This is a genomic window from Pseudomonas sp. E6002 (assembly GCF_013385565.1).
Taxonomy (GTDB): Bacteria; Pseudomonadota; Gammaproteobacteria; order Pseudomonadales; family Pseudomonadaceae; genus Aquipseudomonas.
This window is the reverse complement of sequence record NZ_JACAPT010000027.1, coordinates 78,497-105,471: the sequence shown is the minus strand read 5'-3', so window position 1 is coordinate 105,471 and position 26,975 is coordinate 78,497. Positions and strand designations below refer to the sequence as shown.

The 26,975-nt window shown below is 60.3% G+C and carries 20 protein-coding genes and 4 tRNA genes; 17 read left to right on the top strand and 7 right to left on the bottom strand.

What is annotated here, in order from left to right; translation table 11 throughout:
- The first annotated feature begins 4 nt into the window (after positions 1 to 4).
- The gene (locus tag HX815_RS21880) at positions 5 to 880 is read left to right on the top strand and encodes a LysR family transcriptional regulator (RefSeq protein ID WP_003214475.1); all 876 of its coding nucleotides are present in this window, start codon (positions 5 to 7) and stop codon (positions 878 to 880) included.
- Between the two features lie 934 nt (positions 881 to 1,814).
- Here the strand turns inward: HX815_RS21880 and HX815_RS21875 are convergent.
- Together HX815_RS21875 and HX815_RS21870 are read right to left on the bottom strand one after the other, a co-directional pair.
- Positions 1,815 to 2,024, bottom strand: a complete 210-nt coding sequence (locus HX815_RS21875; protein ID WP_017478782.1) for a hypothetical protein — start codon at positions 2,022 to 2,024, stop codon at positions 1,815 to 1,817.
- A 320-nt stretch (positions 2,025 to 2,344) separates the two neighbouring features.
- Positions 2,345 to 3,541, bottom strand: a complete 1,197-nt coding sequence (locus HX815_RS21870; RefSeq protein ID WP_008438775.1) for an amino acid aminotransferase — start codon at positions 3,539 to 3,541, stop codon at positions 2,345 to 2,347.
- A 343-nt stretch (positions 3,542 to 3,884) separates the two neighbouring features.
- Between HX815_RS21870 and uvrB the strand changes: the two genes are divergently transcribed.
- Positions 3,885 to 5,900, top strand: a complete 2,016-nt coding sequence (uvrB, locus tag HX815_RS21865; protein ID WP_008438773.1) for an excinuclease ABC subunit UvrB — start codon at positions 3,885 to 3,887, stop codon at positions 5,898 to 5,900.
- A gap of 238 nt (positions 5,901 to 6,138) precedes the next feature.
- Here the strand turns inward: uvrB and HX815_RS21860 are convergent, their stop codons facing one another.
- Both HX815_RS21860 and HX815_RS21855 read right to left on the bottom strand, forming a co-directional pair.
- Positions 6,139 to 7,689, bottom strand: a complete 1,551-nt coding sequence (locus HX815_RS21860) for an MDR family MFS transporter (protein ID WP_102368517.1) — start codon at positions 7,687 to 7,689, stop codon at positions 6,139 to 6,141.
- Positions 7,679 to 8,725, bottom strand: a complete 1,047-nt coding sequence (locus HX815_RS21855; RefSeq protein WP_177028869.1) for an HlyD family secretion protein — start codon at positions 8,723 to 8,725, stop codon at positions 7,679 to 7,681. The genes HX815_RS21860 and HX815_RS21855 overlap by 11 nt, the downstream gene beginning before the upstream one ends.
- Before the next feature lie 196 nt (positions 8,726 to 8,921).
- Between HX815_RS21855 and gltX the strand changes: the two genes are divergently transcribed.
- The 9 genes from gltX (at position 8,922) to HX815_RS21810 (ending at position 14,155) form a co-directional block, all read left to right on the top strand.
- Positions 8,922 to 10,403 carry a glutamate--tRNA ligase gene (gene gltX, locus HX815_RS21850; RefSeq protein WP_177028868.1) on the top strand — a complete coding sequence of 494 codons (1,482 nt, stop codon included), beginning with the start codon at positions 8,922 to 8,924 and terminating at the stop codon, positions 10,401 to 10,403.
- A gap of 147 nt (positions 10,404 to 10,550) precedes the next feature.
- Positions 10,551 to 10,626: transfer RNA gene (locus HX815_RS21845), tRNA-Ala, on the top strand.
- A 79-nt stretch (positions 10,627 to 10,705) separates the two neighbouring features.
- Positions 10,706 to 10,781 (top strand) — tRNA-Glu (locus HX815_RS21840).
- Positions 10,782 to 10,831: 50 nt separating this feature from the next.
- Positions 10,832 to 10,907: transfer RNA gene (locus tag HX815_RS21835), tRNA-Ala, on the top strand.
- Positions 10,908 to 10,987: 80 nt separating this feature from the next.
- Positions 10,988 to 11,063: transfer RNA gene (locus HX815_RS21830), tRNA-Glu, on the top strand.
- Between the two features lie 184 nt (positions 11,064 to 11,247).
- On the top strand, positions 11,248 to 11,787 hold the full coding sequence (locus tag HX815_RS21825; RefSeq protein ID WP_003214462.1) for a TetR/AcrR family transcriptional regulator: 540 nt from the start codon (positions 11,248 to 11,250) through the stop codon (positions 11,785 to 11,787).
- Positions 11,788 to 11,815: 28 nt separating this feature from the next.
- On the top strand, positions 11,816 to 12,649 hold the full coding sequence (locus tag HX815_RS21820) for an alpha/beta hydrolase (RefSeq protein ID WP_177020870.1): 834 nt from the start codon (positions 11,816 to 11,818) through the stop codon (positions 12,647 to 12,649).
- 50 nt (positions 12,650 to 12,699) lie between these two features.
- On the top strand, positions 12,700 to 13,149 hold the full coding sequence (locus HX815_RS21815; RefSeq protein WP_177028867.1) for a thioesterase family protein: 450 nt from the start codon (positions 12,700 to 12,702) through the stop codon (positions 13,147 to 13,149).
- 40 nt (positions 13,150 to 13,189) lie between these two features.
- A complete protein-coding gene (locus tag HX815_RS21810) occupies positions 13,190 to 14,155 on the top strand; it encodes a tRNA-dihydrouridine synthase (protein WP_003214454.1) in 966 nt (321 codons plus the stop codon).
- 176 nt (positions 14,156 to 14,331) lie between these two features.
- Here HX815_RS21810 and HX815_RS21805 read toward each other — a convergent pair whose 3' ends face one another.
- Positions 14,332 to 14,538, bottom strand: coding sequence for a hypothetical protein (locus tag HX815_RS21805; protein WP_134326072.1), 207 nt, complete (start codon positions 14,536 to 14,538; stop codon positions 14,332 to 14,334).
- Positions 14,539 to 14,700: 162 nt separating this feature from the next.
- Here HX815_RS21805 and HX815_RS21800 point away from each other — a divergent pair, with 162 nt between their 5' ends.
- From HX815_RS21800 to HX815_RS21790, 3 genes are all read left to right on the top strand, one after another.
- On the top strand, positions 14,701 to 15,972 hold the full coding sequence (locus HX815_RS21800) for an adhesin (RefSeq protein ID WP_177028866.1): 1,272 nt from the start codon (positions 14,701 to 14,703) through the stop codon (positions 15,970 to 15,972).
- Between the two features lie 79 nt (positions 15,973 to 16,051).
- Positions 16,052 to 17,005, top strand: coding sequence for a hypothetical protein (locus tag HX815_RS21795; RefSeq protein ID WP_218168994.1), 954 nt, complete (start codon positions 16,052 to 16,054; stop codon positions 17,003 to 17,005).
- A 221-nt stretch (positions 17,006 to 17,226) separates the two neighbouring features.
- Positions 17,227 to 19,191, top strand: coding sequence for a hypothetical protein (locus HX815_RS21790; protein WP_177028865.1), 1,965 nt, complete (start codon positions 17,227 to 17,229; stop codon positions 19,189 to 19,191).
- A gap of 368 nt (positions 19,192 to 19,559) precedes the next feature.
- Here HX815_RS21790 and HX815_RS21785 read toward each other — a convergent pair whose 3' ends face one another.
- Both HX815_RS21785 and HX815_RS21780 read right to left on the bottom strand, forming a co-directional pair.
- Positions 19,560 to 22,865: a bifunctional diguanylate cyclase/phosphodiesterase gene (locus tag HX815_RS21785; RefSeq protein WP_008438761.1), complete on the bottom strand. Its 3,306-nt coding sequence runs from the start codon at positions 22,863 to 22,865 to the stop codon at positions 19,560 to 19,562.
- 64 nt (positions 22,866 to 22,929) lie between these two features.
- The gene (locus tag HX815_RS21780) at positions 22,930 to 23,820 is read right to left on the bottom strand and encodes a LysR family transcriptional regulator (RefSeq protein ID WP_003212656.1); all 891 of its coding nucleotides are present in this window, start codon (positions 23,818 to 23,820) and stop codon (positions 22,930 to 22,932) included.
- Between the two features lie 145 nt (positions 23,821 to 23,965).
- Here HX815_RS21780 and leuC point away from each other — a divergent pair, with 145 nt between their 5' ends.
- The 3 genes from leuC to HX815_RS21765 all read left to right on the top strand — a co-directional run bounded on the left by leuC (position 23,966) and on the right by HX815_RS21765 (position 26,950).
- Positions 23,966 to 25,384 (top strand): 3-isopropylmalate dehydratase large subunit, encoded by a 1,419-nt coding sequence (leuC, locus tag HX815_RS21775; protein ID WP_003212658.1) that lies wholly within the window; start codon positions 23,966 to 23,968, stop codon positions 25,382 to 25,384.
- A gap of 10 nt (positions 25,385 to 25,394) precedes the next feature.
- Positions 25,395 to 26,039 (top strand): 3-isopropylmalate dehydratase small subunit, encoded by a 645-nt coding sequence (leuD, locus tag HX815_RS21770; RefSeq protein ID WP_003212660.1) that lies wholly within the window; start codon positions 25,395 to 25,397, stop codon positions 26,037 to 26,039.
- Between the two features lie 146 nt (positions 26,040 to 26,185).
- Complete coding sequence (locus tag HX815_RS21765; RefSeq protein WP_003212662.1) at positions 26,186 to 26,950, top strand: class I SAM-dependent methyltransferase; 765 nt, start codon at positions 26,186 to 26,188, stop codon at positions 26,948 to 26,950.
- Positions 26,951 to 26,975 lie beyond the last annotated feature (25 nt).

Genomic DNA, 26,975 nt, shown 5'->3' with positions numbered 1-26,975 from the left:
TGAATTGGATCTGGTCCAGCTGGAAATTTTCAAAGCCGTTGCCGAGCAAGGCAGCATCAGCGCTGCCGCGCAGTTGATCCATCGGGTGCCGTCGAACCTGACCACGCGGATCAAGCAATTGGAGCAGGACCTGGGCGTGGACTTGTTTATTCGCGAGAAGAGCCGGCTGCGGTTATCGCCAGCCGGGTGGAATTTCCTCGGGTATGCGCGGCGCATTCTCGACCTGGTGCAAGAGGCCCGGGCGACGGTGGCGGGGGAGGAGCCCCAGGGCGCGTTTGCGTTGGGCTCGCTGGAGAGTACGGCGGCGGTGCGTATCCCGGCGTTGCTCGCGGCGTATAACCAGAAGCACGCCAAGGTCGAGCTGGACCTGACCACCGGGCCGTCCGGCACGATGATCGAGGGTGTGTTGTCGGGGCGGCTGGCGGCGGCGTTTGTCGATGGGCCGGTGTTGCACGCGACGCTGGAGGGCGTGGCGGTGTTCGAGGAGGAGATGGTGGTGATTGCGCCGTTGCATCACGCGCCGATCACCCGGGGGCGGGATGTGAGCGGGGAGAGCATCTACACGTTTCGTTCGAACTGTTCGTACCGGCATCACTTCGAGCGCTGGTTTTCACAGGATGGCGCGGTGCCGGGGAAGATCTTTGAGATGGAGTCCTACCACGGGATGCTCGCGTGTGTGAGTGCCGGTGCCGGGTTGGCGCTGATGCCGCGGAGCATGCTGGAGAGCATGCCGGGGTTTACGGCGGTGAGTGTGTGGCCGCTGACCGATACGTTCCGGATTCTGAACACCTGGCTGATCTGGCGCCGGGGTACGGTGTCGCAGAGTCTGAACAGTTTTGTGCAGTTGCTGGAAGAGCGTGGCCTGGCCCTGGCATCGTAGCCGTAGCAGCTGTCGAGCTTCAGCGAGGCTGCGATGGCGTCGGCACAGTCGACATTTATGGTGCCTGACCCACCGCTATCGCGGCCTCGCTGAAGCTCGACGGCTCCCACATTTGGTCTTTGTCAGCCGCCAAATTGCAGGGGGACTGCTTGGATCGAGTTGAACCAGCCACACGAGCGCGGACTGAAGGCGGGAGTAGATCCCCTGTGGGAGCTGTCGAGCTTCAGCGAGGCTGCGAAGGCGTCGGCACAGTCGATATTGAGGGTGCCTGACCCACCGCTATCGCGGCCTCGCTAAAGCTCGACGGCTCCCACATTTGATCTTTGTCAGCCGCCAAATTGCAGGTGTCTGCTTGCACGAGTTGCACCAACCATACGAGCGCGGACTGAAGGCGGGAGTAGATCCCCTGTGGGAGCTGTCGAGCTTCAGCGACGCTGCGAAGGCGTCGGCACAGTCGATATTGAGGGTGCCTGATCCACCGCTATCGCGGCCTCGCTAAAGCTCGACGGCCCCCACATTTGATCTTTGTCAGCCGCCAAATTGCAGGTGTCTGCTTGCACGAGTTGCACCAACCATACGAGCGCGGACTGAAGGCGGGAGTAGATCCCTTGTGGGAGCTGTCGAGCTTCAGCGAGGCTGCGATGACGTCGGCACAGTCGACATTGAGGGTGCCTGACCCACCGCTATCGCGGCCTCGCTAAAGCTCGACGGCTCCCACATTTGATCTTTGTCAGCCACCAAATTGCAGGGGGACTGCTTGGATCGAGTTGAACCAGCCACACGAGCGCGGACTGAAGGCGGGAGTAGATCCCCTGTGGGAGCTGTCGAGCTTCAGCGAGGCTGCGAAGGCGTCGGCACAGTCGATATTGAGGGTGCCTGACCCACCGCTATCGCGGCCTCGCTAAAGCTCGACGGCCCCCACATTTGATCTTTGTCAGCCGCCGAACTGGAAGGTGCCCATGGCCAGCTTGGCCATCAGGGCGCCGGCGCCCAGTTGCACCAGCCATAAGGCCAAACCACCGAGGAATACGCCGAGCGCGACTTGCAGCACCAGGCTTTTCTGGCGCTTGGCGGGTGGTGGGCGCGGGGTGAAGTGGTCCAGTTCGTCGCGGTCGGCACGCAGGTCCAGGTCGTCGTTTCTCATAGGCTACTCAAGGAAGGGGACTGTCTTGCTGTCAGTCTAGGGGCAGCGGACTGAAAGCAGCGAATTTTTAGGGGGGATGCACTCATCTATTGAAGCAATCTGCTCACCCTGTGGCGAGGGAGCTTGCTCCCGCTGGGGCGCGAAGCGGCCCCCATTCAGGCACCGCATTCATTCAGAAAGTTCACGGTGGCAGGTTTTTGGGGCCGCTGCGCAGCCCAACGGGGGACAAGCCCCCTCGCCACAGGTTCGGTGTTCACAAAAGAATGTTGCAGTAAAAAGGGGAAGCCACCGGCTTCCCCTTTTTTTGCATCACAACAGGCTTACAGCACCTGAACGATGGCCTTGGTCACTGCATCAATGTTTTTCTGGTTCAACGCCGCCACACAGATACGACCGGTATCCAGCGCGTAGATACCAAACTCGTTGCGCAGGCGTGTCACTTGTTCAACGCTCAGGCCGGAGTAGGAGAACATCCCGCGCTGGCGACCGACGAAGCTGAAGTCGTGGCCCGGAGCCGCCTTGGCCAGGTCAGCCACCATCTGCTCGCGCATGCCGCGAATGCGCAGGCGCATTTCGGCCAGTTCCGCTTCCCACTGGGCACGCAGCTCAGGGTTGTTCAGCACCGCCGCCACAATCGCCGCGCCGTGGGTCGGCGGGTTGGAGTAGTTGGTGCGGATCACGCGCTTGACCTGGGACAGGATGCGCGCGCTTTCTTCCTTGGAGTCGGTGACGATGGACAGGGCGCCCACGCGCTCGCCGTACAGCGAGAACGACTTGGAGAACGAGCTGGACACAAAGAAGGTCAGGCCCGACTCGGCGAACAGGCGCACCGCAGCGGCGTCTTCGTCGATGCCGTCGCCAAAGCCCTGGTAGGCCATGTCGAGGAACGGCACGAGGTTTTTCGCCTTGACCACGTCCAGCACTTGTTGCCAGTCGGCCGGGCTCAGGTCGACGCCGGTCGGGTTGTGGCAGCAGGCGTGCAGCACGACGATGGACTGTGGCGGCAGGGCGTTGAGGTCTTCCAGCAGGCCGGCGCGGTTTACGTCGTGGGTGGCGGCGTCGTAGTAACGATAGGTTTGCACCGGGAAGCCGGCTTTTTCGAACAGCGCCTGGTGGTTTTCCCAGCTCGGGTCGCTGATGGCGACGACGGCGTTGGGCAGCAGTTGCTTGAGGAAGTCAGCGCCGATTTTCAGGGCGCCGGTGCCGCCGACCGCTTGGGCGGTGATGACGCGGCCGGAGCTGATCAGCGGCGATTGCGCGCCGAACAGCAGCTTTTGCACGGCCTGGTCGTAGGCGACAATACCGTCGATCGGCAAGTAGCCACGGGCGGCGTGTTGCGCCACGCGAATGGCTTCCGCTTCGGCAACGGCACGCAAGAGTGGAATCTTCCCCTCCTCGTTGCAGTAAACGCCCACGCCAAGGTTCACCTTGGTGGTTCGGGTATCGGCGTTGAATGCTTCGTTGAGGCCCAGGATTGGATCGCGTGGTGCCATTTCGACAGCGGAGAACAGGCTCATTTTTGCGGCAGCTCTATAGAGAGTGGAGGGACGTGTCGCGCTCCAGCCGAATGCACTAGAGCGGTGCACAAACGGGGAGCTAGTATAGAGGCCATCACTGCTCACGGCGACAGCCGAAACGGCTTTTCGGCCAAGTTTTTCGGTTTATTTACCGACCGTTAGTCTTATTGCAACATGGGTGACCAACGGCATGTAGGACGATTGCCTTGAAACCCGTCACATTCGCCTCCACTTCTACAGCTATCATGGTTTTTTCCTGCAACCTGCGCCGAACAGTCGCGGGTCGCGGTCTTTTTCGTCCCCGTTGCTTTTTCCGGCCCCGGGGTGACTCAAGAGGTACGTTATGTCGGATTTCCAGCTAGTCACCCGTTTCGAGCCTGCCGGCGATCAACCGGAAGCCATCCGCCTGATGGTCGAAGGCATTGAGGCCGGCCTCGCGCACCAGACCTTGCTCGGGGTGACCGGCTCCGGCAAGACTTTCAGCATCGCCAACGTGATCGCCCAGGTGAACCGCCCGACCCTGGTGCTGGCGCCGAACAAGACCCTGGCCGCGCAGTTGTATGGCGAGTTCAAGGCGTTCTTCCCGAACAACGCGGTGGAGTACTTCGTTTCCTACTACGACTACTACCAGCCGGAAGCCTACGTGCCGTCGTCCGACACCTTTATCGAGAAAGACGCCTCGATCAACGACCACATCGAGCAGATGCGGCTCTCGGCGACCAAGGCGCTGCTGGAACGTAAAGACGCGATCATCGTCACCACGGTGTCGTGCATCTACGGCCTGGGCAGCCCGGAAACCTATTTGAAGATGGTGCTGCACGTCGACCGCGGCGACAAACTCGACCAGCGCGAACTGTTGCGTCGCCTGACGAGCCTGCAATACACCCGCAACGACATAGATTTCGCCCGGGCGAGCTTCCGCGTGCGCGGCGATGTGATCGACATCTACCCGGCGGAATCCGACCTGGAAGCGATCCGCATCGAGCTGTTCGACGATGAAGTCGAGAGCCTGTCGGCCTTCGACCCGTTGACCGGCGAGGTGATCCGCAAGCTGCCGCGCTTCACCTTCTACCCGAAAAGCCACTACGTGACCCCGCGCGAAACCCTGATGGGCGCCATCGAGGGCATCAAGGCTGAGCTGGTGGAGCGCCTGGAATACCTGCGTTCCAACAACAAGCTGGTGGAAGCCCAGCGCCTGGAACAGCGCACCCGCTTCGACCTGGAGATGATCCTAGAACTGGGCTACTGCAACGGCATCGAAAACTACTCGCGCTACCTCTCGGGCCGCGAGTCCGGGCAGGCGCCACCTACCTTGTTCGATTACCTGCCGGACGATGCCTTGCTGGTGATCGACGAGTCCCACGTCAGCGTGCCGCAGGTGGGCGCGATGTACAAAGGTGACCGTTCCCGTAAAGAGACCCTGGTGGAATACGGCTTCCGCCTGCCATCGGCGCTGGATAACCGGCCGATGCGTTTTGACGAGTTTGAAGGCATCAGCCCGCAGACGATTTTTGTCTCGGCCACGCCGGGTAACTACGAGGCCGAACATGCCGGGCGTGTGATTGAGCAACTGGTGCGCCCGACCGGCCTGGTGGACCCGCAAATCGAAATCCGCCCGGCGCTGACCCAGGTGGATGACTTGCTCTCGGAGATCACCAAGCGCGTGGCCCTGGAAGAGCGGGTGCTGGTCACCACGCTGACCAAGCGCATGTCCGAAGACTTGACCGATTACCTGGCCGACCACGGCGTGCGCGTGCGTTATTTGCACTCGGACATCGACACCGTGGAGCGCGTGGAAATCATCCGCGACCTGCGCCTGGGGGCGTTCGATGTGCTGGTGGGGATCAACCTGCTGCGTGAAGGCCTGGATATGCCGGAAGTGTCCCTGGTGGCGATTCTGGATGCGGACAAGGAAGGCTTCCTGCGGTCTGAGCGTTCGTTGATCCAGACCATTGGCCGGGCGGCGCGCAACCTGAATGGCCGGGCGATTCTGTATGCGGACCGGATTACCGGTTCCATGGAACGGGCGATTGGCGAGACCGAGCGTCGTCGCGACAAGCAGATTGCCTACAACCTGGAGCATGGCATCACGCCGAAGGGTGTGTTCAAGGATGTGGCCGACATCATGGAAGGCGCAACGGTGCCGGGTTCGCGCAGCAAGAAGCGCAAGGGTATGGCCAAGGCTGCGGAGGAGAATGCCAAGTACGAAGCGGAATTGCGTTCGCCGAGCGAGATCACCAAGCGTATTCGCCAGCTGGAAGAGAAGATGTACCAGTTGGCGCGGGATCTGGAGTTTGAAGCGGCGGCGCAGATGCGCGATGAGATCGGCAAGTTGCGGGAGCGGTTGCTGGCGGTCTGATGATCGTTCCCACGCTCTGCGTGGGAAAGCAGCCCGGGACGCTCTGCGTCCCAAGAGCGGACGCGGAGCGTCCAGTGAGGCATTCCCACGCAGAGCGTGGGAACGATCTTCAAGCTCTTTGTGGCGAGGGAGCTTGCTCCCGCTGGGCTGCGAAGCGGCCCCAAAATTCTGGGAGCGCTCCGCACTCCAGCGGCAGCAAGCTCCCTCGCCACAACAAGCTCCCTCGCCACAGGTTATTTCAGTGGGCTTCCCCAGCCTTAAGCCCCGCCGGCAACGCCTTGGTCAACAAGATCGCCACCATACTGATCCCCAACGCCAACCCCACAAAGTGAAACGCATCGTTGTAGGCCATGATCTGCGCCTGCTGATGCGCTATCTCACTCAACTTGCCCAACGCCGCCGTCTCACTCCCAAACGTCTCCGTCAGCCTGGCCATGCGCTCTGCCACCTGCGGATTGGTCGGCACAATCGCCTCACGCAGGTAATCAAAGTAGGTCTTGGTGCGCGCATCCAGCAGCGTCGCCAGCAACGCAATCCCGATCGCCCCGCCCAGGTTTCGCAAAATATTGAACAGGCTCGACGCCGACCCCGCGTCCTTCTGCATGATGTATGCCGTGGCAATCAACGAAATTGTCACCATGATCAACGGCTGCCCCAGCGCACGGATGATCTGGATGCGGTTGAACTGGTCGCCGGCAAAGTCCGGGTTCAGCACCCCCGATGAAAAACTCGCCAACCCGAACAGCCCGAACCCCAGGGTGCACAGCCACTTGGGCGACACGTACTTCATCAGCTTGGGCACCAGCGGAATCAGGAACAGCTGCGGAACGCCCATCCACATGATCACTTCGCCGATTTGCAGGGCGTTGTAGTTCTGGATCTGCGCCAGGTACAGCGGCAGCAGATAAATCGAGCCATACAACCCCACGCCCATCCCCAGGCTCGAAATACTCGATAGCCCGAAATTGCGATTGCCGAGGATCCGCAGGTTGATCAGCGGGTTGGGCTTGGACATCTGCACGATCACAAAGGTGATCAAGCTCAACAGGGCGACGGTGCCCAGGCTGACAATCAGGCTGGATTCCAGCCAATCCTTGCGATGGCCTTCTTCCAGAAACACCTGCAAACACCCAAGGCCTACGGCCATGGTTAGGATGCCGAGATAGTCGGTGCTTTTGAGCAAGTCCCAGTTGGAGTCCTTTTTCTCCAGGCCGTACAGCAGCCCGGCGATCATGATCAGGCCCGGTGGGATGTTGATGTAGAAGATGTATTCCCAACCCCAGTTTTCCGTGAGCCAGCCGCCAATGGTCGGGCCGATGGACGGGGCGAAGGTGGCGGTCATGGCGAACATGGCCATGCCTTTGGCGCGGTGATGTTCGGGCAGCTTGATCAGCGTGAGGGTGAACGCCAGGGGGATCAGCGCGCCGCCGGTAAAACCCTGCAGCGCGCGGAATACGATCATGCTTTCCAGGCTCCAGGCCATGGAGCACATCAGCGAGGCGATCAGGAACCCGCCCGAGACCCACACCGCCAGCCGACGCGCCGACAGCAGCTGCACCAGCCAGGCGGTGAGGGGGATCATGATGATTTCGGCCACAAGGTAGGAGGTGGAAATCCACGAACCTTCTTCCAGGGTGGCCGACAGCGCGCCTTGAATGTCCTTGAGGGACGAGTTGGTGATCTGGATGTCGAGCACTGCCATGAAGGCGCCGAGCATCACGCTCATGACCGCGATCCAGTCGCGCCGGCTCGGTTCGCCTACCGGCGGCAGCAGTTGATCACCGGCCATCGTGCGGGTCTTGGATGTTCACTTTGACCGTCACCGACATGCCCGGGCGGATTTTGCCTTGCAGCGGGTTGTCGGCGGCGAAGGTCAGTTTGACCGGAATCCGTTGTACGACTTTGGTGAAGTTGCCCGTGGCATTGTCCGGCGGCAGCAGGCTGAATTGCGCGCCGGAGGCGCCGAACAGGTTGGCGACGCGGCCTTCGATTGGAGTATCGCTGTAGGCGTCGAATGTCAGCTCGGCCTTTTGCCCGGGTTGCATGTGGCCGATCTGGGTTTCCTTGAAGTTGGCCTGCACCCAGATGTCCTGGTCCGGGACGATCGACAGCAGGTAGGCGCCGGCCTGTACGTATTGACCGTTGCGCGCGGCACGCTGGCCGATCAGGCCGCTGATGGGCGCGTGGATTTCGCTGCGGGTCAGGTTCAGTTCGGCCTGGGCCAGGTCGGTCCTGGCGTTGGCGATCATCGCGTCGAGGCGCTTGATCTCGGCGTTCAGGGCGTTGACCTGCTGGCGCTGGCCCTGCAGGTCGGCCTGGGCCATGGTCACCTGGGAGCGGGCGATGTGGTTGTCGGCGTCGAGGGTGGTGACCCGTTCTTCGGAGACATAGCCGGGTTTGCGCAGGGTTTGTGCGCGGTTCAGGTCGATCTGCGAGCGGCCGAGGGTGGCCTGGCTGGACGAGACCTTGGCTGCACCGGCGGCGATCAGGCTGGCTTGCTGGGTCAGTTTGCTCTGGGCCTGCACGCGCTCGGCTTCGCGCATGGCCAGGGCGGCGTTGGCGCGGTCGACGGCGAGGTGGAAGTCGTCGCCTTCGAGCTTGACCAGCAGTTGGCCTTTTTCCACGTGCTCGTTGTCGCCCACCAGCACCTCGACGATGCGCGCACCCAGTTGGCTGGAGACCCGGGTGATCTCGCCCTGGACGTAGGCGTTGTCGGTGCTTTCATAAAAACGGCCCTTGAAGAACCACTGGGCGAAAAAGCCCGCGGCGATCAGGACCACGATAAACAGGAAGATAAACAGGCGGCGTTTGAGCGGGGCAGGCATGGCAATAATGTCGTCGACAAAAGGTAATGGAATATAGCCAGCGAACGGTCTGGCAAATAGCCATGTCGAGACTTGAGACCGGAGCTTGTCTCATATGCCCTTTGTTCGCCTCCCCACGCTGGAGCCCAAGGGCTTGGGGCTGTTACCATTCGCCCCTTGTTTCATTTTCAGTTTTATCGCCAATTCGAGACCCGCCATGACCACCGTCCGCACGCGCATCGCGCCATCGCCTACTGGGGATCCCCACGTAGGTACTGCTTACATCGCCTTGTTCAACTACTGCTTTGCCAAGCAGCATGGCGGTGAATTCATCCTGCGGATCGAAGACACCGATCAACTGCGCTCCACGCGCGAGTCGGAACAGCAGATTTTCGATGCCCTGCGCTGGTTGGGCATTACCTGGGCTGAAGGCCCGGACGTCGGCGGCCCCCACGGCCCGTATCGCCAGAGCGAGCGCAGCGACATCTACAAGCAGTACACCCAGCAACTGGTCGACATGGGCCACGCCTTCCCGTGCTTCTGCACCGCCGAAGAGCTGGACCAGATGCGTGCCGAGCAACAGGCCCGTGGTGAAACCCCGCGCTATGACGGCCGCGCACTGCTGCTGTCGAAGGAAGAAGTGGCCCGGCGCCTGGCTGCCGGCGAACCGCACGTTATCCGCATGAAGGTGCCGAGCGAAGGCGTGTGCGTGGTGCCGGACATGTTGCGCGGTGACGTCGAGATCCCGTGGGACCGCATGGACATGCAAGTGCTGATGAAGACCGACGGCCTGCCGACGTACTTCCTGGCCAACGTGGTGGACGACCACTTGATGGGCATCACCCACGTACTGCGTGGCGAAGAGTGGCTGCCATCGGCGCCGAAACTGATCCTGCTGTACGAGTACTTCGGCTGGGAACAACCGCAGCTGTGCTACATGCCGCTGCTGCGTAACCCGGACAAGAGCAAGCTGTCCAAGCGCAAGAACCCGACCTCGGTGACCTTCTACGAGCGCATGGGCTTCATGCCCGAAGCGATGCTCAACTACCTGGGCCGCATGGGCTGGTCGATGCCGGACGAGCGCGAGAAGTTCTCGTTGCAGGAAATGGTCGATAACTTCGACCTGTCCCGCGTGTCCCTGGGTGGGCCGATCTTCGACATCGAGAAACTCTCGTGGCTCAACGGCCAGTGGCTGCGTGACCTGCCGGTGGAAGAGTTCGCCAGCCGCGTGCAGAAATGGGCGTTGAACCCCGAGTACATGATGAAGATCGCGCCGCTGGTGCAGGGCAGGGTGGAGACCTTCAGCCAGGTCGCACCGTTGGCGAGTTTCTTCTTTGCCGGTGGCGTGAACCCGGACGTGAAGCTGTTTGAGTCGAAGAAACTCTCGGGTGACCAGGTTCGCCAGTTGATGCAGTTGATCCTGTGGAAGCTCGAAAGCCTGCGCCAGTGGGAGAAGGATGCGATTACCGCGACTATCCAGGCGGTGGTTGAATCCCTGGAGCTGAAATTGCGCGATGCCATGCCGCTGATGTTTGCCGCGATCACCGGGCAGGCGAGTTCGGTGTCGGTGCTCGATGCGATGGAAATTCTGGGCCCGGACCTGACTCGCTTCCGTCTGCGCCAAGCCCTTGATTTGCTTGGTGGTGTGTCGAAGAAAGAAAACAAGGAATGGGAAAAGCTGCTGGGCGCTATCGCTTAAGCACGCTGTTGTAACGGCCAAACCCCGGTTTTCCGGGGTTTGCTCGGTAAGTGATTGTTATCTCGGCAAAAAATTTTGAAAATTGTTGAAAATAAATTTGACACGTTTCGAATACGCCATTAAGATTCGCCCCGTCCTCACCGACGAGGGGCTATAGCTCAGCTGGGAGAGCGCTTGCATGGCATGCAAGAGGTCAACGGTTCGATCCCGTTTAGCTCCACCAATTTACAGGTTCAAGGTCTGGCCACACCGTCCTTGAATTCGATCAGACTCAGCCTGATCACGTTGTATAGAAGGTTTGTGTCCCCTTCGTCTAGTGGCCTAGGACACCGCCCTTTCACGGCGGTAACAGGGGTTCGAGTCCCCTAGGGGACGCCAGTTTCAACAAGCAGTTCGAAAGGTCTGCTGCGCCGCGAGGCGAAAAATCCGGGGCTATAGCTCAGCTGGGAGAGCGCTTGCATGGCATGCAAGAGGTCAACGGTTCGATCCCGTTTAGCTCCACCAATTTACAGGTTCAAGGTCTGGCCACACCGTCCTTGAATTCGATCAGTTCTCAGCGCTGATCAGTTGTACAGAAGGTTTGTGTCCCCTTCGTCTAGTGGCCTAGGACACCGCCCTTTCACGGCGGTAACAGGGGTTCGAGTCCCCTAGGGGACGCCACGATTACCCGCTCTGCGGGATTTTTAAGGGTCATTCAATTATTGAATGGCCCTTTTGTTTGTCTGGCGTTTGGCCAATCCTCCTTCCTTTTTCCCTGAATGTTCTTCTGACCAATGGTCATGCCTGTGGCTTGCGAAATATTATTATGGTAATAATATTCGAAGCATGAGATTCGGAGGCAACGATGAACGATAAAAAAGCGCAAACCCGTGAACGCATTCTGCAAGCTGCCGGCGCCGCCCTGGTACAACGCGGCCCGGCCGAGCCGAGTGTGGGCGAAGTCATGGGCGCGGCGGGGCTTACCGTCGGCGGTTTCTACGCGCACTTTGAAAGCAAGGACGCACTGATGCTGGAGGCCTTCACCGAGTTGCTGGCCCGGCGTCGCGCCGCCGTCGATGACATGGACTCCTCGCTGACCGGTGAAGAGCGTCGCGCGCTGGTCGCAGCGTTCTACCTGTCGCGTAAACACCGTGACTCCACCAGCCAGGCGTGCCCGATCCCGTCCACCGTGGGCGAGATGAGCCGCCTGCCGGACGAATTTCGCCAGGCCTTGAACGAACACTGCGAACTGATGGCAGCACAGCTGGCCGCCAGCCCGGAAGACACCGACAAGGCCCTGGCCGACATGGCACTGATGATCGGTGGCTTGTCGCTGGCCCGCGCCCTGGGCCCGGGTGAGTTATCGGATCGTGTATTGCGTGCGGCCAAGTCCGCAGTGCGTTAAGAACGGCTTCTGGCCTGAGGGATGAGCGATGGGCACGTTGAAATGGATTCGTGGCGTCAATGGCACCTTGGGCCGGCTGGCGCCGCAAACGGTGGCCAGCAAGATGCGTCGGGTGTTCATGACGCCTCGCGATTTGCCGCCCCGTGATTGGGAGCTGCCGCTGCTGGCGCAGTCCGAGCGCATCACTTTGCGTTTCGGCCTGTCGGCGCTGAAGTGGGGCCAGGGCCCTGCGGTGCTGTTGATGCACGGCTGGGAAGGGCGCCCGACGCAATTCGCCAGCCTGATCAGCGCATTGGTGGAGGCGGGTTATTCGGTGGTTGCGCTGGATGGTCCGGCTCACGGGCGTTCGCCGGGGCGCGAAGCCCATGTGCTGCTGTTTGCCCGTGCCATGCTGGAAGCGGCTGCCGAACTGCCACCGCTGCATGCGGTTGTCGGTCACTCCATGGGTGGGGCCAGCGCGATGTTGGCGGTGCAGTTGGGCTTGCGCACCAAGGCGTTGGTCAGCATCGCCGCACCCTCGCGGTTTCTCGACGTACTGCGCGGCTTTGCCGGCATGGTCGGTTTGCCGGCGCGAGCGCGTTCGGCGTTTATCCAGGAGGTCGAGCTGACGATGGGCATGCCCCTCAAGCACCTCGATGTCGCCCACTATCAAATGAATATCCCGGGCCTGATCGTGCATGCCGAAGACGATACCTTCGTCTCGGTCAAGGCTTGCCAGGTCATCCATGACGCCTGGTTCGACAGCCGCCTGCTGCGCCTGGAGCAGGGCGGGCACCAGAAAGTGCTGGCGGATCCGCGTGTGATCGAGGGCGTGCTGGCGCTGCTGGCCGGCCGCCACATGCCGGAGCGCCAAACCGCCTGAGCCATGGGTTACACTGCTCGCCGCCGACATTAATCGACCGGGAGCACCCCATGGGCTGGGATTTGGCAACGCCATTTATCATCGATCTGCAGGTCGGTGCCGAAGACATCGACGGTCTGGGGCACGCCAACAACGCCGTTTACGTGTCCTGGCTCGAACGCTGCGCCTGGCGCCATTCCCAGCGCCTGGGGCTGGACCTTAGCGAGTACCGCAGGCTGGATCGCGCGATGGCCGTGGTGCGTCATGAGATCGATTACCTCGCCGCCGGTTACGAGGGCGATGAGCTGCAGTTGGCGACCTGGATCGTCGACTGGGACCAGCGCCTGAAAATGACACGACGCTTCCAGCTGGTACGCCCGCGTGATGGCGCTACCTTGCTGCGAGCGCAAACAACCTTTGTCTGCATCGAACTGTCCAGCGGCAAGCCCAAGCGCATGCCGTCGGAATTTCTTGAGGGTTATGGCCCTGCGCTGCAAGGCGGATTACCTGCCAGCGTCTGAAACCAGTAAACTGCGCCACGTTTTTCGTTGAGTGTTTTCCATGCAAATTGCTTTGGCGCCCATGGAGGGGTTGGTCGACAACATCCTGCGGGACGTGCTGACCCGGGTCGGTGGTATTGATTGGTGCGTGACCGAGTTCATCCGGGTCAACGACCGCCTGCTGACGCCTGCCTATTTCCACAAACTCGCCCCTGAGTTGCTGCACGGTGCCAAGACCGCTGCCGGCGTGCCGCTGCGTGTGCAGTTACTCGGTTCAGACCCGGTGTGTTTGGCGGAAAACGCCGCCCTGGCGTGTGAGCTGGGCTCTCAGGTGGTTGACCTCAACTTCGGTTGCCCGGCCAAGACCGTGAACAAGTCCCGTGGCGGTGCGGTGCTGCTCAAGGAGCCGGAGCTGCTTAACCAGATCGTCGAACACGTACGGCGTGCGGTGCCGGCACATATTCCCGTCACGGCCAAGATGCGCCTGGGCTTCGACAGCCCCGACGGTGCCCTGGTGTGCGCCACAGCCCTGGCCGAAGGCGGCGCAGCGCATATCGTGGTGCATGCCCGCACCAAGGCTGACGGCTACAAACCTCCGGCGCACTGGGAGTGGATCCCGCGTGTGCAAGAGGTGGTCAAGGTGCCAGTGTTCGCCAACGGTGATATCTGGAGCGTTGAAGACTGGCGGCGGTGTCGCGAAATCAGTGGTGTCGAAGACATCATGCTCGGTCGCGGTCTGGTGGCCCGTCCCGACCTGGCCCGGCAGATTGCTGCCGCGCGGGCCGGGGAAGAGGTGGTCGAGATGACTTGGGCGCAGATGCAACCCATGCTCCAGGAATTCTGGCGGCAATCCGTTGAGCAATTGACCGAGCGCCAGGCGCCGGGACGCTTGAAGCAATGGCTGGCGATGCTGACCCGCAACTATCCCGAAGCAGTTGAACTATTTACGCTGATGCGGCGGGAAACCGACCTGGAGCAGGTAGGACGATTGTTGGGGGTGCCTGATTCGGTTGCGCTGCAAAATTGAGTACATATATATAAGCGTTTCAATTCAGTAGGAAAGGGTGCCGTGGGCGCCCTTTTTTTTGCTTGAAATAAGGCCACGGATCGTTAACAGCGAGTGTTTGTGGGCACGTGACTAGAGCTTTTTGATTGCTTTATATATGTGAGCAAGTTTCTTGTTTGCTACAGAGTCTTGCGGTGTCAGCGGCGCATATTTTTAAGTTTTGTTAGTTGGAGTATGAGGGGCGCGCGCAATAACACAGATATGAATGACTGGCGTGGGTGAGTGATTTCATCAATTTGCCTTAACGGCTGACTGTTGCCTGATATATCCATTTTGCCCACGGCGACCACCGGGTAGGCATGATGTTTTACGGAAAGTCCATAGGATAAAGTCTCTATTTTCATTTGATTTCCTTATGTGAAGGCCGATTTTCGGAACCCGATGCTCGCAACACCCACGAAAGTAGGGAGTGTGCAGCACTCGGGTTTGTTTCCAGTCCAGAACCTGGACGGTCTGTTTGCAGACCGCTGAAGGAGTTTTGGCAATCACTGAATAAGGATTTGTTTATGTCTAATTTGTCGGTCAATAATTTCCCTCGCTTGACTAATGACTTCAATCAGCAGAATGCAGACCTGCCAAAGTCTGTCGACAAGAGCGCCGGCGAAATCCGGGCGAATACGCCCGGCACAGTATTGAAAAACAATCCCGCCGTGGTGACGGATGGAACCGTTACCTTCAACAAGGATGCACTCGAGAAGTTGTTCGAGTTGTTTGAATATGCATTCAAGGCCATACGGAACATGCTGTCCGGGCAGGGGGGGGTGCCCAAGTTGGTACCCGATGCTGGCCCGCTGCCTAAACCCGAAAAGAGTAGCGATACTCCGGTGAAGGATAAGGCGGACAGTAAATCGAATGTGCCGGACACTGCGGCCAAGGACAAGGCGGGGACTGACTCGCAAGTGCCGAACACTGTAGCCAAGGACAAAGCCGAGACCAACTCGCCGGTATTGAACACTGCACTCAAGGACAAGTCCGGGCCCAACCCTGAGGTGTCGGTACAGAAAGACAAGCCAGCAAACAATCCAGCGGTCCCGAGTTCCGAGGTTAAGGTAACGCCTAAACCCCTGCCAGAGCCCCGCAGGCCAGACCCCGCATCGGGCAAGGACGTGCAGCCGAACGCCCGGAGCAGTTCCGACGTGAACGTCACGGTCCAAGTGATGAACTGCCATTGTCCTCACCCGGATGCAACGAAGCCGGTCCCGCCTAAGCCCGATGCACCGGTCCCGCCGAAGGCCGACGTGCCGGTTCCGCCGAAGCCAGATGCACCGGTCCCGCCGAAGCCGGACGTGCCGGTCCCGCCGAAGCCAGACGTGCCAGTTCCGCCGAAGCCCGATGCACCGGTCCCGCCGAAGCCAGACGTGCCGGTCCCGCCGAAGCCCGATGCACCGGTCCCGCCGAAGCCGGATGTGCCGGTTTCGCCTAAGCCCGATGCACCGGTTCCGCCGAAGGCCGACGTGCCGGTTCCGCCGAAGCCCGATGCACCGGTCCCGCCGAAGCCAGACGTGCCGGTTCCGCCGAAGCCCGATGCACCGGTTCCGCCGAAGGCAGACGTGCCAGTCCCACCGAAGCCCGATGCACCGGTCCCGCCGAAGCCAGACGCTCCGGTCCCACCGAAGCCGGATGCGCCTAAACCAGATGCTCCGAAGCCGGATAAGCCGGAGCCGGACATCACTTCGCCAGGGCCGTCTGAGGATTTCTTTGAGTTCGAAACCAGCGGCAGGCGTCGAGCGTTCGACAACGACTGGCGGTTTAATCCCGGCCGCCGGATAAGCAGGTAAGTCGGCCACTTCCTCAGTTTTTTTCAACAAGGCGCTCCCGATAAAAAACGTCGGGGGGCCCTTGATGAAGGATGGTTATATGTCTTGTTCAGAAATCAATAATGCGGGCGCGGTCAGAAACTATTATCAACATTCGCAAACCGGCAACACACCAGGACGATCGGTTCCCGTGCAGCCGGTATTCGTTAATAAACAGGTTCTCTCATCGTTCGGTAATAACGATCAAAGTACCGTTGGGAACACAGCCAGCGACACCCCGCTGTTAGCAAAGCTCCTCGAACTGTTCACCCAGTTTTTTACACAGTTGCAAGGCCTGCTGGCGGGCAAGGAACTGGCGAATACAGTGGCGACCAAGGTAACGCCTGCACCCCCGCCGGCAGTGCTGCCCAAGCCGGATGCACCCCTGCCGGATCCAACACAGCAGCCGCTTCCTGATCTGTCCGATAAGCGCAACGGCGCCAAGCCGGCAAATATATGGAACGGTTTTCGCCAGGGCCCTGACGGTAATTGCGTGACCATTTCGGCGATCAAGGCGGCGATGGCGAAGTTCGGTCAAAGCCCGACCGATATCTTCAAGTCTGTTCAAGCCAAGGGTGATGGCTATCACATTGTCATGCGTGACGGGTACGCGCTGGATTTGAGCAAGGATGAATTGGCCCAAGCCAGACGTGGCTCGAAGTTTGTCCCGATGCGCGATCCCGGCATGCTCAAGGATGCGCACTTTCTATTTGCCGTCAGCGCCAAGCGAGCGATGCTGGAAAACAATGACGGGACTGCAGGCAGGAGCTTTCAATCCGCGATCAACAGCCTCAACGACGGTGAGGACGAAACGGGGCCCGGGGAAGGCTTCAAGCGTCTGGGCTTGCGCCAGCATATGAAAGAAGTTCCGGTCAGTGCGTTTGCTGATAAATCATTGATCGGTATGGTCAACAGGAGCAGGCACTCTGTAGCAGTGGTTGATGGGTGTGAGGAGATGTATGGGACTAAAGCGGGAAGACCGCGGTTTGGACGGGCTATTGCATTGGTTGGCTAACGGGCCGTCCATAAAACAATAAGAAGATGATCGTTGCTGCGCAACACGTTAAATCTATAACTAGATCTTGTTGAACTTATTATCTGACTGAGTGCAGTTCATCGCGTGCAGAAAATACTGTATGCCGTGTTCATGCACTTTCTTTTTATGCCTGAACGCAACGTGCAGGTGGCAGCGTTTACCACGGGCTATTGTGTGTTCGCCCTTTAAAGGAGTGCTCCATGATTACGATGAATACGGGTTATGCAATGAGTACGGCGGTCCATCATCCGGCGCGTGTATACGGGGGCGAAAATAAATCCGTCGACAGTGTAAGTACTTTGAATTCTACCGAGCGACAGTTCGGTGAGCATTTTGATACGAGCAGCCATTCTGCTGTTATCCAGATGATGATATCGACCTTCGGTCCTGCGCGCGCTGATCTATTTGATGAAGTAAAGCGCGTTGGCTCGGGGTATGACGTTACGCTGAAAGACGGTTATAAGTTGCATGTTTCCGATCATGAAGTGCATGGCACTGCCTCAGCGTCGAGATTTGTCGGTGGTGATGCCAGTACAGTGGAAAACGCGAATTTCGCATTGGCTGTCTTCGTCAAGCGCAAACAATTGTCCAGTTCCGACAGCCGTATCAGCAGCAGCTTTAACGCGGCCTTGACCACGTCCTTACAGGGTGAGACTGCATCGAACCTGCTCAAGGGCATGGGCATGGGCCGTTTTATGCAGCAGATCCCTTCGGAGCAACTCGTCGGCAAGAACTCTGTCGGCGTCATGGAGGCGCATAACTTCGGTGCCGCGCTGATTCGGGATGGGGTGGCGCATCGGTTTGACCGTCAATATCGCCCCGACCGTCCCTACGTCTACGTGCTGGACAAGGAGGGGCAAACGGCTAAGCCGGTCAAGCGGGATGTGCCGGTTGCTCCGGTCGATGTTCCCCACGTCGATACGCCGTCCACCCGGCGTGGCCGCAAGCCCATTGACATTCTCAGCGGATTTAACGCGGCCGAGCGAGGATTCGGTGAGGTTGTTGATGGCAGCAGCCATGCCTGCGTCATAAAAATGATGATGATGAGGTTTGGTCCAGACGCCACGGATATGTTCGAGAAAGTCACCCCGGCGGGAGACGGTTATAACATCACGATGAAGGACGGTTTCGAACTGCATTTTTCCCGGCAAGAGTTGCAGCAAGCGACCACGGCCTCGCGATTCGCTGGGAACAACCCCGACGCGGTGAAGCAGGCCAACTTCATGCTGGCGGCGTACACGAAGCGCAAGCAGATGACCCGCGGTGACCAGGAGCCTGGGGCATCGTTTGAAAAGGTTTTATCGAACACGCTCAAAGGCGATACGGAATACCGCGTGTTGAAGGGCTTGGGCATGACTGGCTTCTTGCGCATCGTGCCACCCGCCAAGATGCAGGAGCAGGGCGCGGTGGGGGTGGTCAGTACTTTTGGCTATTCGAGTGCCTTGGTACTGGATGGCCTGCAGCACAGCAATGGTGACAAGCCATCTATCGTCAAATCTTATGGCTACATGCTCGCCGAGGAGGTACCGGACGGAGTGTCCGTTGGTTCAAGCACGCGGCCCCCACCTATTTCCAATGTACCGGTCGGGGTCAGGCCTGGGGATATCTGGAGTGGATTCTATCAAGGTGTCGAGGGGAACTGTGTCACGGTATCGGCGATCAAGGCGGCGATGATGAAGTATGGGCAAAGTCCCCGGGGCATCTATAAAAACATCACCGAGACCCGCGACGGTTATACCGTGACGATGCGCGATTCCAGCAAGGTCAGCTTGACCCATGCAGAACTGAAAACAGCCCGGGAACACTCGAATTTCAAAGGCACCGACGCCGGCCTGCTCAAGGATGCGAATTTCCTGTACGCCGTCAGCGCCAAGCGGGCGCAAATGGAGAACCACGAGTTTCGTGCCGGCGAGAGCTTTGAAGCGGCGATGAGCACGCTCAATGATGGCGAGACCCCTGGTGATGCACTGCGGCGTCTGGGTTTGTTCGCCTTTACCCGAAGCAGCAGCGTCCAGGCGCTGGCAGATGGTGCAACCGGCACGTTGGCGAACTTCATGCATTCTGTTGTCGTCGTTGATGGGGCTTTTGATGATTACGGGTATAAACACCCACTGAAATCATCAAGCTGGATGGATGAAGAGGGCACCGCGCTAACGCTGGTTTAGGTTTAAAGGTGCAGAGTTTGAGAAACACAGGCCACGAGATCTCGTGGTCTTTTTTCTGCGCGCAGAAAGGACAAGTCGATGGTGGCCGGCTGCATATGCCTTGCAATCTGTGTCCGCATAGGTAGTTGGCCTCGGCTACTCTCATCGACTCTGGAACCTCCTGGTCATGGATGAAATTCAACAGCATTGGCTGTATGCCCTGTCTGCTCCCATGGTGTCCATCAACCCTGGCGCCGGTTATCTCGAGGCGCCGCCTAGCAGCGCCGGGGAGTGCTTTGCATCCTGCATGGTAGGTGTGTCCGAAAATGGAAAGCACCTGAACCTACAGGCTCAAAAAGCAGCTGCCCATCAGGAAAATCCGGTGCAACTTATTCCGATGAAGTGGCCTGGGGCATTCGCTTCAGTACCTGCCTGAACCCTTCCACCGGCAAGGGCCGACTGTGCAGATACCCCTGATACAAATGACACCCAAGCCCCTGCAAAAACGCCAGTTGCTCAGGGGTTTCCACTCCTTCGGCAATGACGTCCAGGTTCAAGCTGCGCGCCATGGCCACAATGGCACGGATGATCTCCGCATCGTTGGGGTCATGGGTGGCGTCGCGCACAAACGACTGGTCGATCTTCAGCGCATCCACCGGCAGGCGCTTGAGGTAGGTCAGCGACGAATAGCCGGTGCCGAAATCATCCATCGCAAAACTCACGCCGAGCTTTTTCAGGCGGCGCATTTTGCTGATGGTGTCGTCCAGATTCTGGATCACGATGCCTTCGGTGATTTCCAGCTTCAGCAGGGTATAAGGCAGGTGGTGGGTGCGCAGGCTGCGTTCTACCCGTTCGACAAAATCATTCTGGCGAAACTGCCGCGGGCTGATGTTGACGCACAGGCTGAAGTTCAGCGGGTCTACCAGCCCCTCGGCAATCAACTGCGCGAAGGTGCTGCAGGCTTCGTCGAGGATCCAGGTGCCCACTTCAAGGATCAGGCCGCTGTCTTCCAGGACCTTGATGAATTCCGTCGGGGACTGTGCGCCCAACTGCGGATGTTGCCAGCGCACCAGGGCCTCGGCGCCGACGATGGTGTTGCCGCGCGCATCCACCTGGGGTTGGTAATGCACGCTGAACTCGCCGCGGGCCAGGGCCAGGCGCAGGTCGGTTTCCATGCGCAGCCGCTCGCTGGCGGTTTTCTGCATGCTGTTGTGGAACATCTGGATGGTGTTGCGCCCTGAATCCTTGGCCCGGTACAGGGCGATGTCGGCGCGCTTGAGCAAATCTGCCGGGGTTGAGCCGTGATCGGGGATCAGCGCCACGCCGATGCTCGGGGTGACTTGCAGGCGGTGGCCATCCAGGAACATCGGTTCGGATAACAGTTCGCGCAGGGTATCGGCCAGCTCCTGGACCTGAGTGCTGACTTGCGGGCGCGTGCCTTCCAGGCCGCTGAGCAGCACCACAAACTCATCGCCGCCCAGGCGTGCCACGGTGTCTTCCATGCGCACACTGGCTTCAAGGCGTGCAGTGACGATCTTCAGCACCGTGTCGCCGACCGGGTGGCCGAGGGAATCGTTGATGTGCTTGAAGTGGTCCAGGTCAAGAAACAGCAGGGCGCCCCGCAGGTTGTGGCGCTTGAGCAGGGCGATCTGCTGGCTCAGGCGGTCCATCAACAGGGCGCGGTTGGGCAGGTTGGTCAGCGGGTCGTGATAGGCCAGGTGGCGAATCTGCGCCTGGGCGTTTTTCAGCAGGCTGACGTCCCGGGCGGTCAGCAACAGGCAGGGGGTTTCATTGAGGGTGATGGGCTCCACCGACACTTCAACCGCCAGCACTTCACCGCGCTTGTTGTGCCAGAGCATTTCCAGGTGATGAATGCGGCCCTTGATCTGCAACTCGGCCAATAACGCCGCGCGCTGGTTTTCATCGGCCCAGATGCCGATCTGGTACAGCGTCAGGCCGATCGCTTCTTCGGCGCGGTAGCCGGTGAGGCGGCAGAAACCGTCATTGACCTCCACGTAGCGCCCGGTATCGCGCTCGGTGATCGACACCGCATCGGGGCTGGAATGAAAGGCCTTGGCGAACTTCTCTTCGCTGGCCTTGAGCGCCGCTTCCGAGCGTTGTTGTTGGGTGATGTCCCGCAGGGTGGTGACGATGCAGGGTTGGTCGCTGACCTGGATCAGGCGGCTGGATATCACACAGTTCAGGGTCTGGCCGTTCTTGTGATGAACGGTGATTGCCACGTTGCTCAGGGATTGTTCGCGGATCACCTGCTCGATGCGCTGCAGGCGTTGGCTGGACTCCTCCCACAAGCCGATCTGCTCGGCGTTGTTGTTGAGCACCTCGGCGGCGGTCCAGCCGAAGGTCTGGGTGAAGGCCGGGTTGATCTCGATAAACTGGCCGGTCTCCAGGCGCGTCACGCAGATTGGGTCGGGGCTGGCGAGGAACAGGCTGGCGAATTTTTCTTCGGATGCGATCAGGCGCTGCTCACGTTCAACCTGGTCGGTGATGTCGAGCAGGGTCCCGGCCATTCGCAACGGTACGCCCGTGTCATCGCGATACAGGCGGGCGCGGCTTTCCAGGTAGCGCGAACTGCCGTCTTCCAGTTGCACGCGGTAGGTCAGTTGGTAGTTGCCCGCCGGGCCTTCGCGCAGGGTGCGGTAGGCGTTACGCATGCTCTCGCGCTCTTCCTGGGGCATGCCTTCAAAGAAGGCCTCGAAGGATTCGTGGAACGGTTGGGGTTCCAGCCCGTGCAGTTGGGCGGCGCGGGCCGAGCCATAGAGCATGCCGCTGGGGATGTGCCAGTCCCAGGTGCCCAGTTGCGCCGAGTCCAGGGCCAGGTCCAGGCGTTCCTGGCTGTCCTTGAGGGCCTGCTCGGCATTCTTGCGCTCGGTGGTGTCGAGGAAGGTGCTGATCAGGTAGTCCTCGCCGTCCAGCTCGACTTTCTGGGCGCTGAGGGTGCCATCGTGGACCTGCCCGTTGCTGGCGCGAAACTGCACTTCCATGGTGATGGGGGCGCCTTTGCGCTGGGTGGCCTTGACCAGATGCGCGCGTTGTTCCGGGTGTACCCAGAGGCCCAGCTCCAATGTGCTGCGGCCAATGGCATCGGCCAACGGCCAGCCGAACAGGCTTTCGAAATACTGGTTGGCTTCGCTGATCAGGCCGTCCGCCTGGCGGGTCAGCAGGACCATCAGCGGGCACAAATGGAACAGGGTGGCGAAGCGCTTTTCCGAATGGCTGAGGGCGTGTTCGCGCTCGCGCTGGTGGGTGATTTCGCGGATCACCCCGATCATTCGCCGACGCCCGGCCTTGTCCGGTAGCAGGCTGCCGTTGATTTCCAGCCAGTGCAGGCTGCCATCGGGCCATTGGATACGGTGGTGCATGGCCTGGACAGCGGGTTCGCCGGCCAGCACCGCATGAAAGGCCCGGACCACCTTGGCGCGGTCCTCGGGGGCCAGCAGGTCCAGGTACTCCAGGTCTTCAGGCAGCGGCTGGCGCGGGTCGAAGCCGAACAGGGCCTGAGTGCCTCGGGACCAGCTGATCCGGCCGGTATCGATTTCCCAGCTCCAGGCGCCCAGCCGGGCAGCGTTGAGCGCCGCCAGCAGTTGCGGCGCGCTGTCCCAGCTTTGCTCCGCCTCCTGTGGGTCCAGGGCGTAGATGCGGGGCAGGGGTGGCACGGTATCGACGGGGTTGCGCATTATCAAAGGGCCTTGGCTCGATGGGCGTTCGGCGCGGGTTCCACGGTCTACGGGCCACGGCGATTCAAGCCTGATTCCCTGGCAGATCGACCTGTGCATCCAATAGGCTCATGAAAGCCCGCGCAGCGTTCGACAGCGTCCTTTCGGTGTGCACGATATAGCCTAGCTGGCGACTGAGCTGTATGCCCGGCAAAGCGATGCGTGCTACCTGGTCATCGAGCATGGTGCGCGGCAACACGCTCCAGGCAAGGCCAATGGAGACCATCATCTTGATGGTTTCCAGGTAGTTGGTGCTCATGGCGATGTTTGGCGTCAGGCCCTGGGCCTCGAACAGCCGCTGCACGATATGGTGGGTAAAGGTGTTGCCGCCGGGAAACACCGCCGGGTGCCGGGCGATGTCCGCCAGGCTGACGCTGCCGTTGCTGATCAGGCTGTGTTCCGGCGCCACCACGAAATCCAGTGGGTCGTCCCACACCGGGGTGGCCCGCACCAGCGTGTGGGGTTCCGGCGCCAGGGTGATCACGGCCACTTCGGCGCGGCCATGGAGGATTTCTTCGTAGGCCACTTCCGAATCGAGAAACTGAATGTCCAGCGCGACATTCGGGTATTCCCGGGTGAACGTGCGCAGGACCGGTGGCAAGCGGTGCAGGCCGATGTGATGGCTGGTGGCCAGCGTCAGGCGCCCGCTGACTTCGCCGGTGAGGTTGGTCAGGGCGCGGCGGGTGTCGTCCAGTACATTGAGAATCTGATACGCCCGGGGCAGCAGCGCCCGTCCGGCTTCGGTGAGGCCGACTTCACGCCCCAGCCGGTCGAACAGGCGCACCTTTAATTGTTGCTCCAGGCCGGCGATGCGCTTGCTGATGGCCGGTTGGGTCAGGTGCAGGCGTTCACCGGCACCGGAGAAGCTGCCGGTCTCGGCGATGGCGATAAAGGCATTGAGGTTGGCCAGGTCCATTGTGCTATTCCAGTTGGTAATCCAAAGCATAAAAAATATGAATTTGAGTTATTTAATGTAGCGCCATACCATCAGCCTCACAAGCCAAAGGGTTATTGAATCGTTCAAGGCCCGGGGCATAGAAACACCTGATGAGGACCGCGTGATGGCCGGCAAAACGCTTTACGACAAGCTTTGGGATTCCCATGAAGTGAAACGGCGCGATGATGGGTCGTCGCTGATCTACATCGACCGTCACATCATCCATGAAGTGACCTCGCCCCAAGCGTTCGAAGGCCTGCGACTGGCCGGGCGCAAGCCTTGGCGCGTCGACTCGATCATCGCCACCCCGGACCACAACGTGCCGACCACACCGGAGCGTAAAGGCGGGATCGACGCCATCGTCGACACCGTGTCGCGCCTCCAGGTGCAGACCCTCGATGATTACTGCGACGAATATGGCATCACCGAATTCAAGATGAATGACGTGCGCCAGGGCATCGTTCACGTGATCGGCCCGGAGCAGGGCGCTACCTTGCCCGGCATGACCGTGGTTTGCGGCGACTCCCACACCTCTACCCACGGTGCGTTTGGCGCCCTGGCCCACGGTATTGGTACCTCCGAGGTGGAACATGTATTCGCCACCCAGTGCCTCGTCGCCAAGAAAATGAAGAACATGTTGGTGTCGGTGGAAGGTGAGTTGCCTTTCGGCGTCACTGCCAAGGACATCGTCCTCGCCGTGATCGGCAAGATCGGCACCGCCGGCGGTAACGGCCACGCCATCGAATTCGCCGGCAGCGCGATTCGCGACCTGTCCATCGAAGGCCGCATGACCATCTGCAACATGTCCATCGAAGCCGGTGCCCGCGTGGGCATGGTGGCGGCGGACGAAAAGACCATTGCCTACGTCAAGGGTCGCCCATTCGCACCGAGCGGTGCCGATTGGGACGCCGCTGTCGAAGCCTGGAAAGACCTGGTTTCCGACGCCGATGCGGTGTTCGACACCGTGGTTACCCTCGATGCCGCCCAGATCAAGCCGCAAGTCAGCTGGGGCACCTCGCCGGAAATGGTGTTGGCCGTTGACCAGAACGTGCCGGACCCGGCCAAGGAAACCGACCTGGTCAAGCGTGGTTCCATTGAGCGCGCCTTGAAGTACATGGGCTTGAAAGCCAATCAGGCGATTACCGACATCCAGCTGGATCGCGTATTCATCGGCTCCTGCACCAACTCGCGGATCGAGGATTTGCGCGCTGCGGCGGTGATCGCCAAGGGCCGCAAAGTCGCCTCTACCATCAAGCAGGCGATCGTGGTGCCAGGTTCGGGCCTGGTCAAGGCCCAGGCTGAAGCCGAAGGCCTCGACAAGATCTTCCTCGAAGCCGGTTTTGAATGGCGCGAGCCGGGTTGCTCGATGTGCCTGGCGATGAACCCGGACCGTTTGGAGTCGGGCGAGCATTGCGCGTCCACCTCCAACCGTAACTTCGAAGGGCGTCAGGGCGCCGGTGGCCGTACCCATCTCGTCAGCCCGGCCATGGCTGCTGCGGCTGCCGTCAACGGTCGTTTCATCGACGTTCGCGAATTGATCTGAGGAATACCCGATGAAAGCTTTTACTCAACACACCGGTTTAGTCGCGCCGTTGGACCGTGCCAACGTGGACACCGACCAGATCATTCCCAAGCAGTTCTTGAAATCGATCAAGCGCACCGGTTTTGGCCCGAACCTGTTCGACGAGTGGCGCTACCTGGACGTGGGCTACGCCTACCAGGACAACTCCAAGCGCCCGCTGAACAAGGACTTTGTACTCAACGCCGAGCGTTACCAGGGTGCCAGCGTGTTGCTCGCCCGGGAAAACTTCGGTTGCGGCTCCAGCCGTGAGCACGCGCCGTGGGCCCTGGAAGAATATGGCTTTCGCAGCATCATCGCGCCGAGCTACGCCGACATCTTCTTCAACAACAGCTTCAAGAACGGCTTGCTGCCGATCATCTTGAGCGATGCCGAAGTGGATGAGTTGTTCCAGCAGGTGGAAGCCGATGTGGGCTACCAGTTGACCATCGACCTGGCGGCGCAGACCGTGACCCGTCCGGACGGCAAGGTGTATCACTTTGAAGTGGACGCCTTCCGCAAGCACTGCCTGATCAATGGCCTGGACGATATCGGCCTGACCTTGCAGGACGGCGATGCGATTGCAGCGTTTGAAACCAAACACCGGGCCAGCCAGCCTTGGTTGTTTCGTGACGCTTGATTCCATGTAGACCGGACTGGCCCCTTCGCGAGCAAGCCCGCTCCCACATTTGATTGCATTTCAACTGAAGGAACTCGGTCGAATGTGGGAGCGGGCTTGCTCGCGAAAGGGCCAGCAACAGCAACACAAAAACCAGGGACATCATCATGACCAGCACCGCCCACACCCAAGTCGTGCAAAAACAATTCGGCGAACAGGCCTCGGCCTACCTGAGCAGCGCAGTACATGCTCAAGGCACCGAGTTCGCGCTGCTCCAGGCCGAACTGGCCGGGCAGGGCGCTGCACGACTGCTGGACCTGGGTTGCGGCGCCGGTCACGTGAGTTTCAACGTGGCACCGTTGGTTAAAGAAGTGGTGGCGTACGACCTGTCCCAACAGATGCTTGACGTGGTGGCCGCCGCTGCCGTGGACCGTGGCCTGGACAACATCCGCACCGTGCACGGCGCCGCCGAGCGCCTGCCGTTTGCCGATGGCGAATTCGACTTCGTGTTCAGCCGCTACTCGGCGCACCATTGGAGCGACCTGGGCCTGGCCCTGCGTGAAGTGCGCCGGGTGCTCAAACCGGGTGGCGTGGCCGCTTTCGTGGACGTCTTGTCACCGGGCAGCCCGCTGTTGGACACTTACCTGCAAACCGTCGAAGTGCTGCGCGACACCAGCCACGTGCGTGACTATTCCGCCGGCGAGTGGATGCGCCAGCTCAGCGAAGCCGGTTTGCATGTGCGCAACAGCAGCCGCCAGCGCCTGCGCCTGGAATACACCTCGTGGGTCGAGCGCATGCGCACCCCAGAGGTATTGCGTGCCGCGATCCTGGAGCTGCAAAAGGCAATGGGCCAGGAAGTGCGTGATTATTTCGAGATTCAAGCCGACGGCACCTTCAGCACCGACGTGCTGGTGGTGTGGGCCGAACGCTGATTAATTTTTCCCGACCTGCCCACGG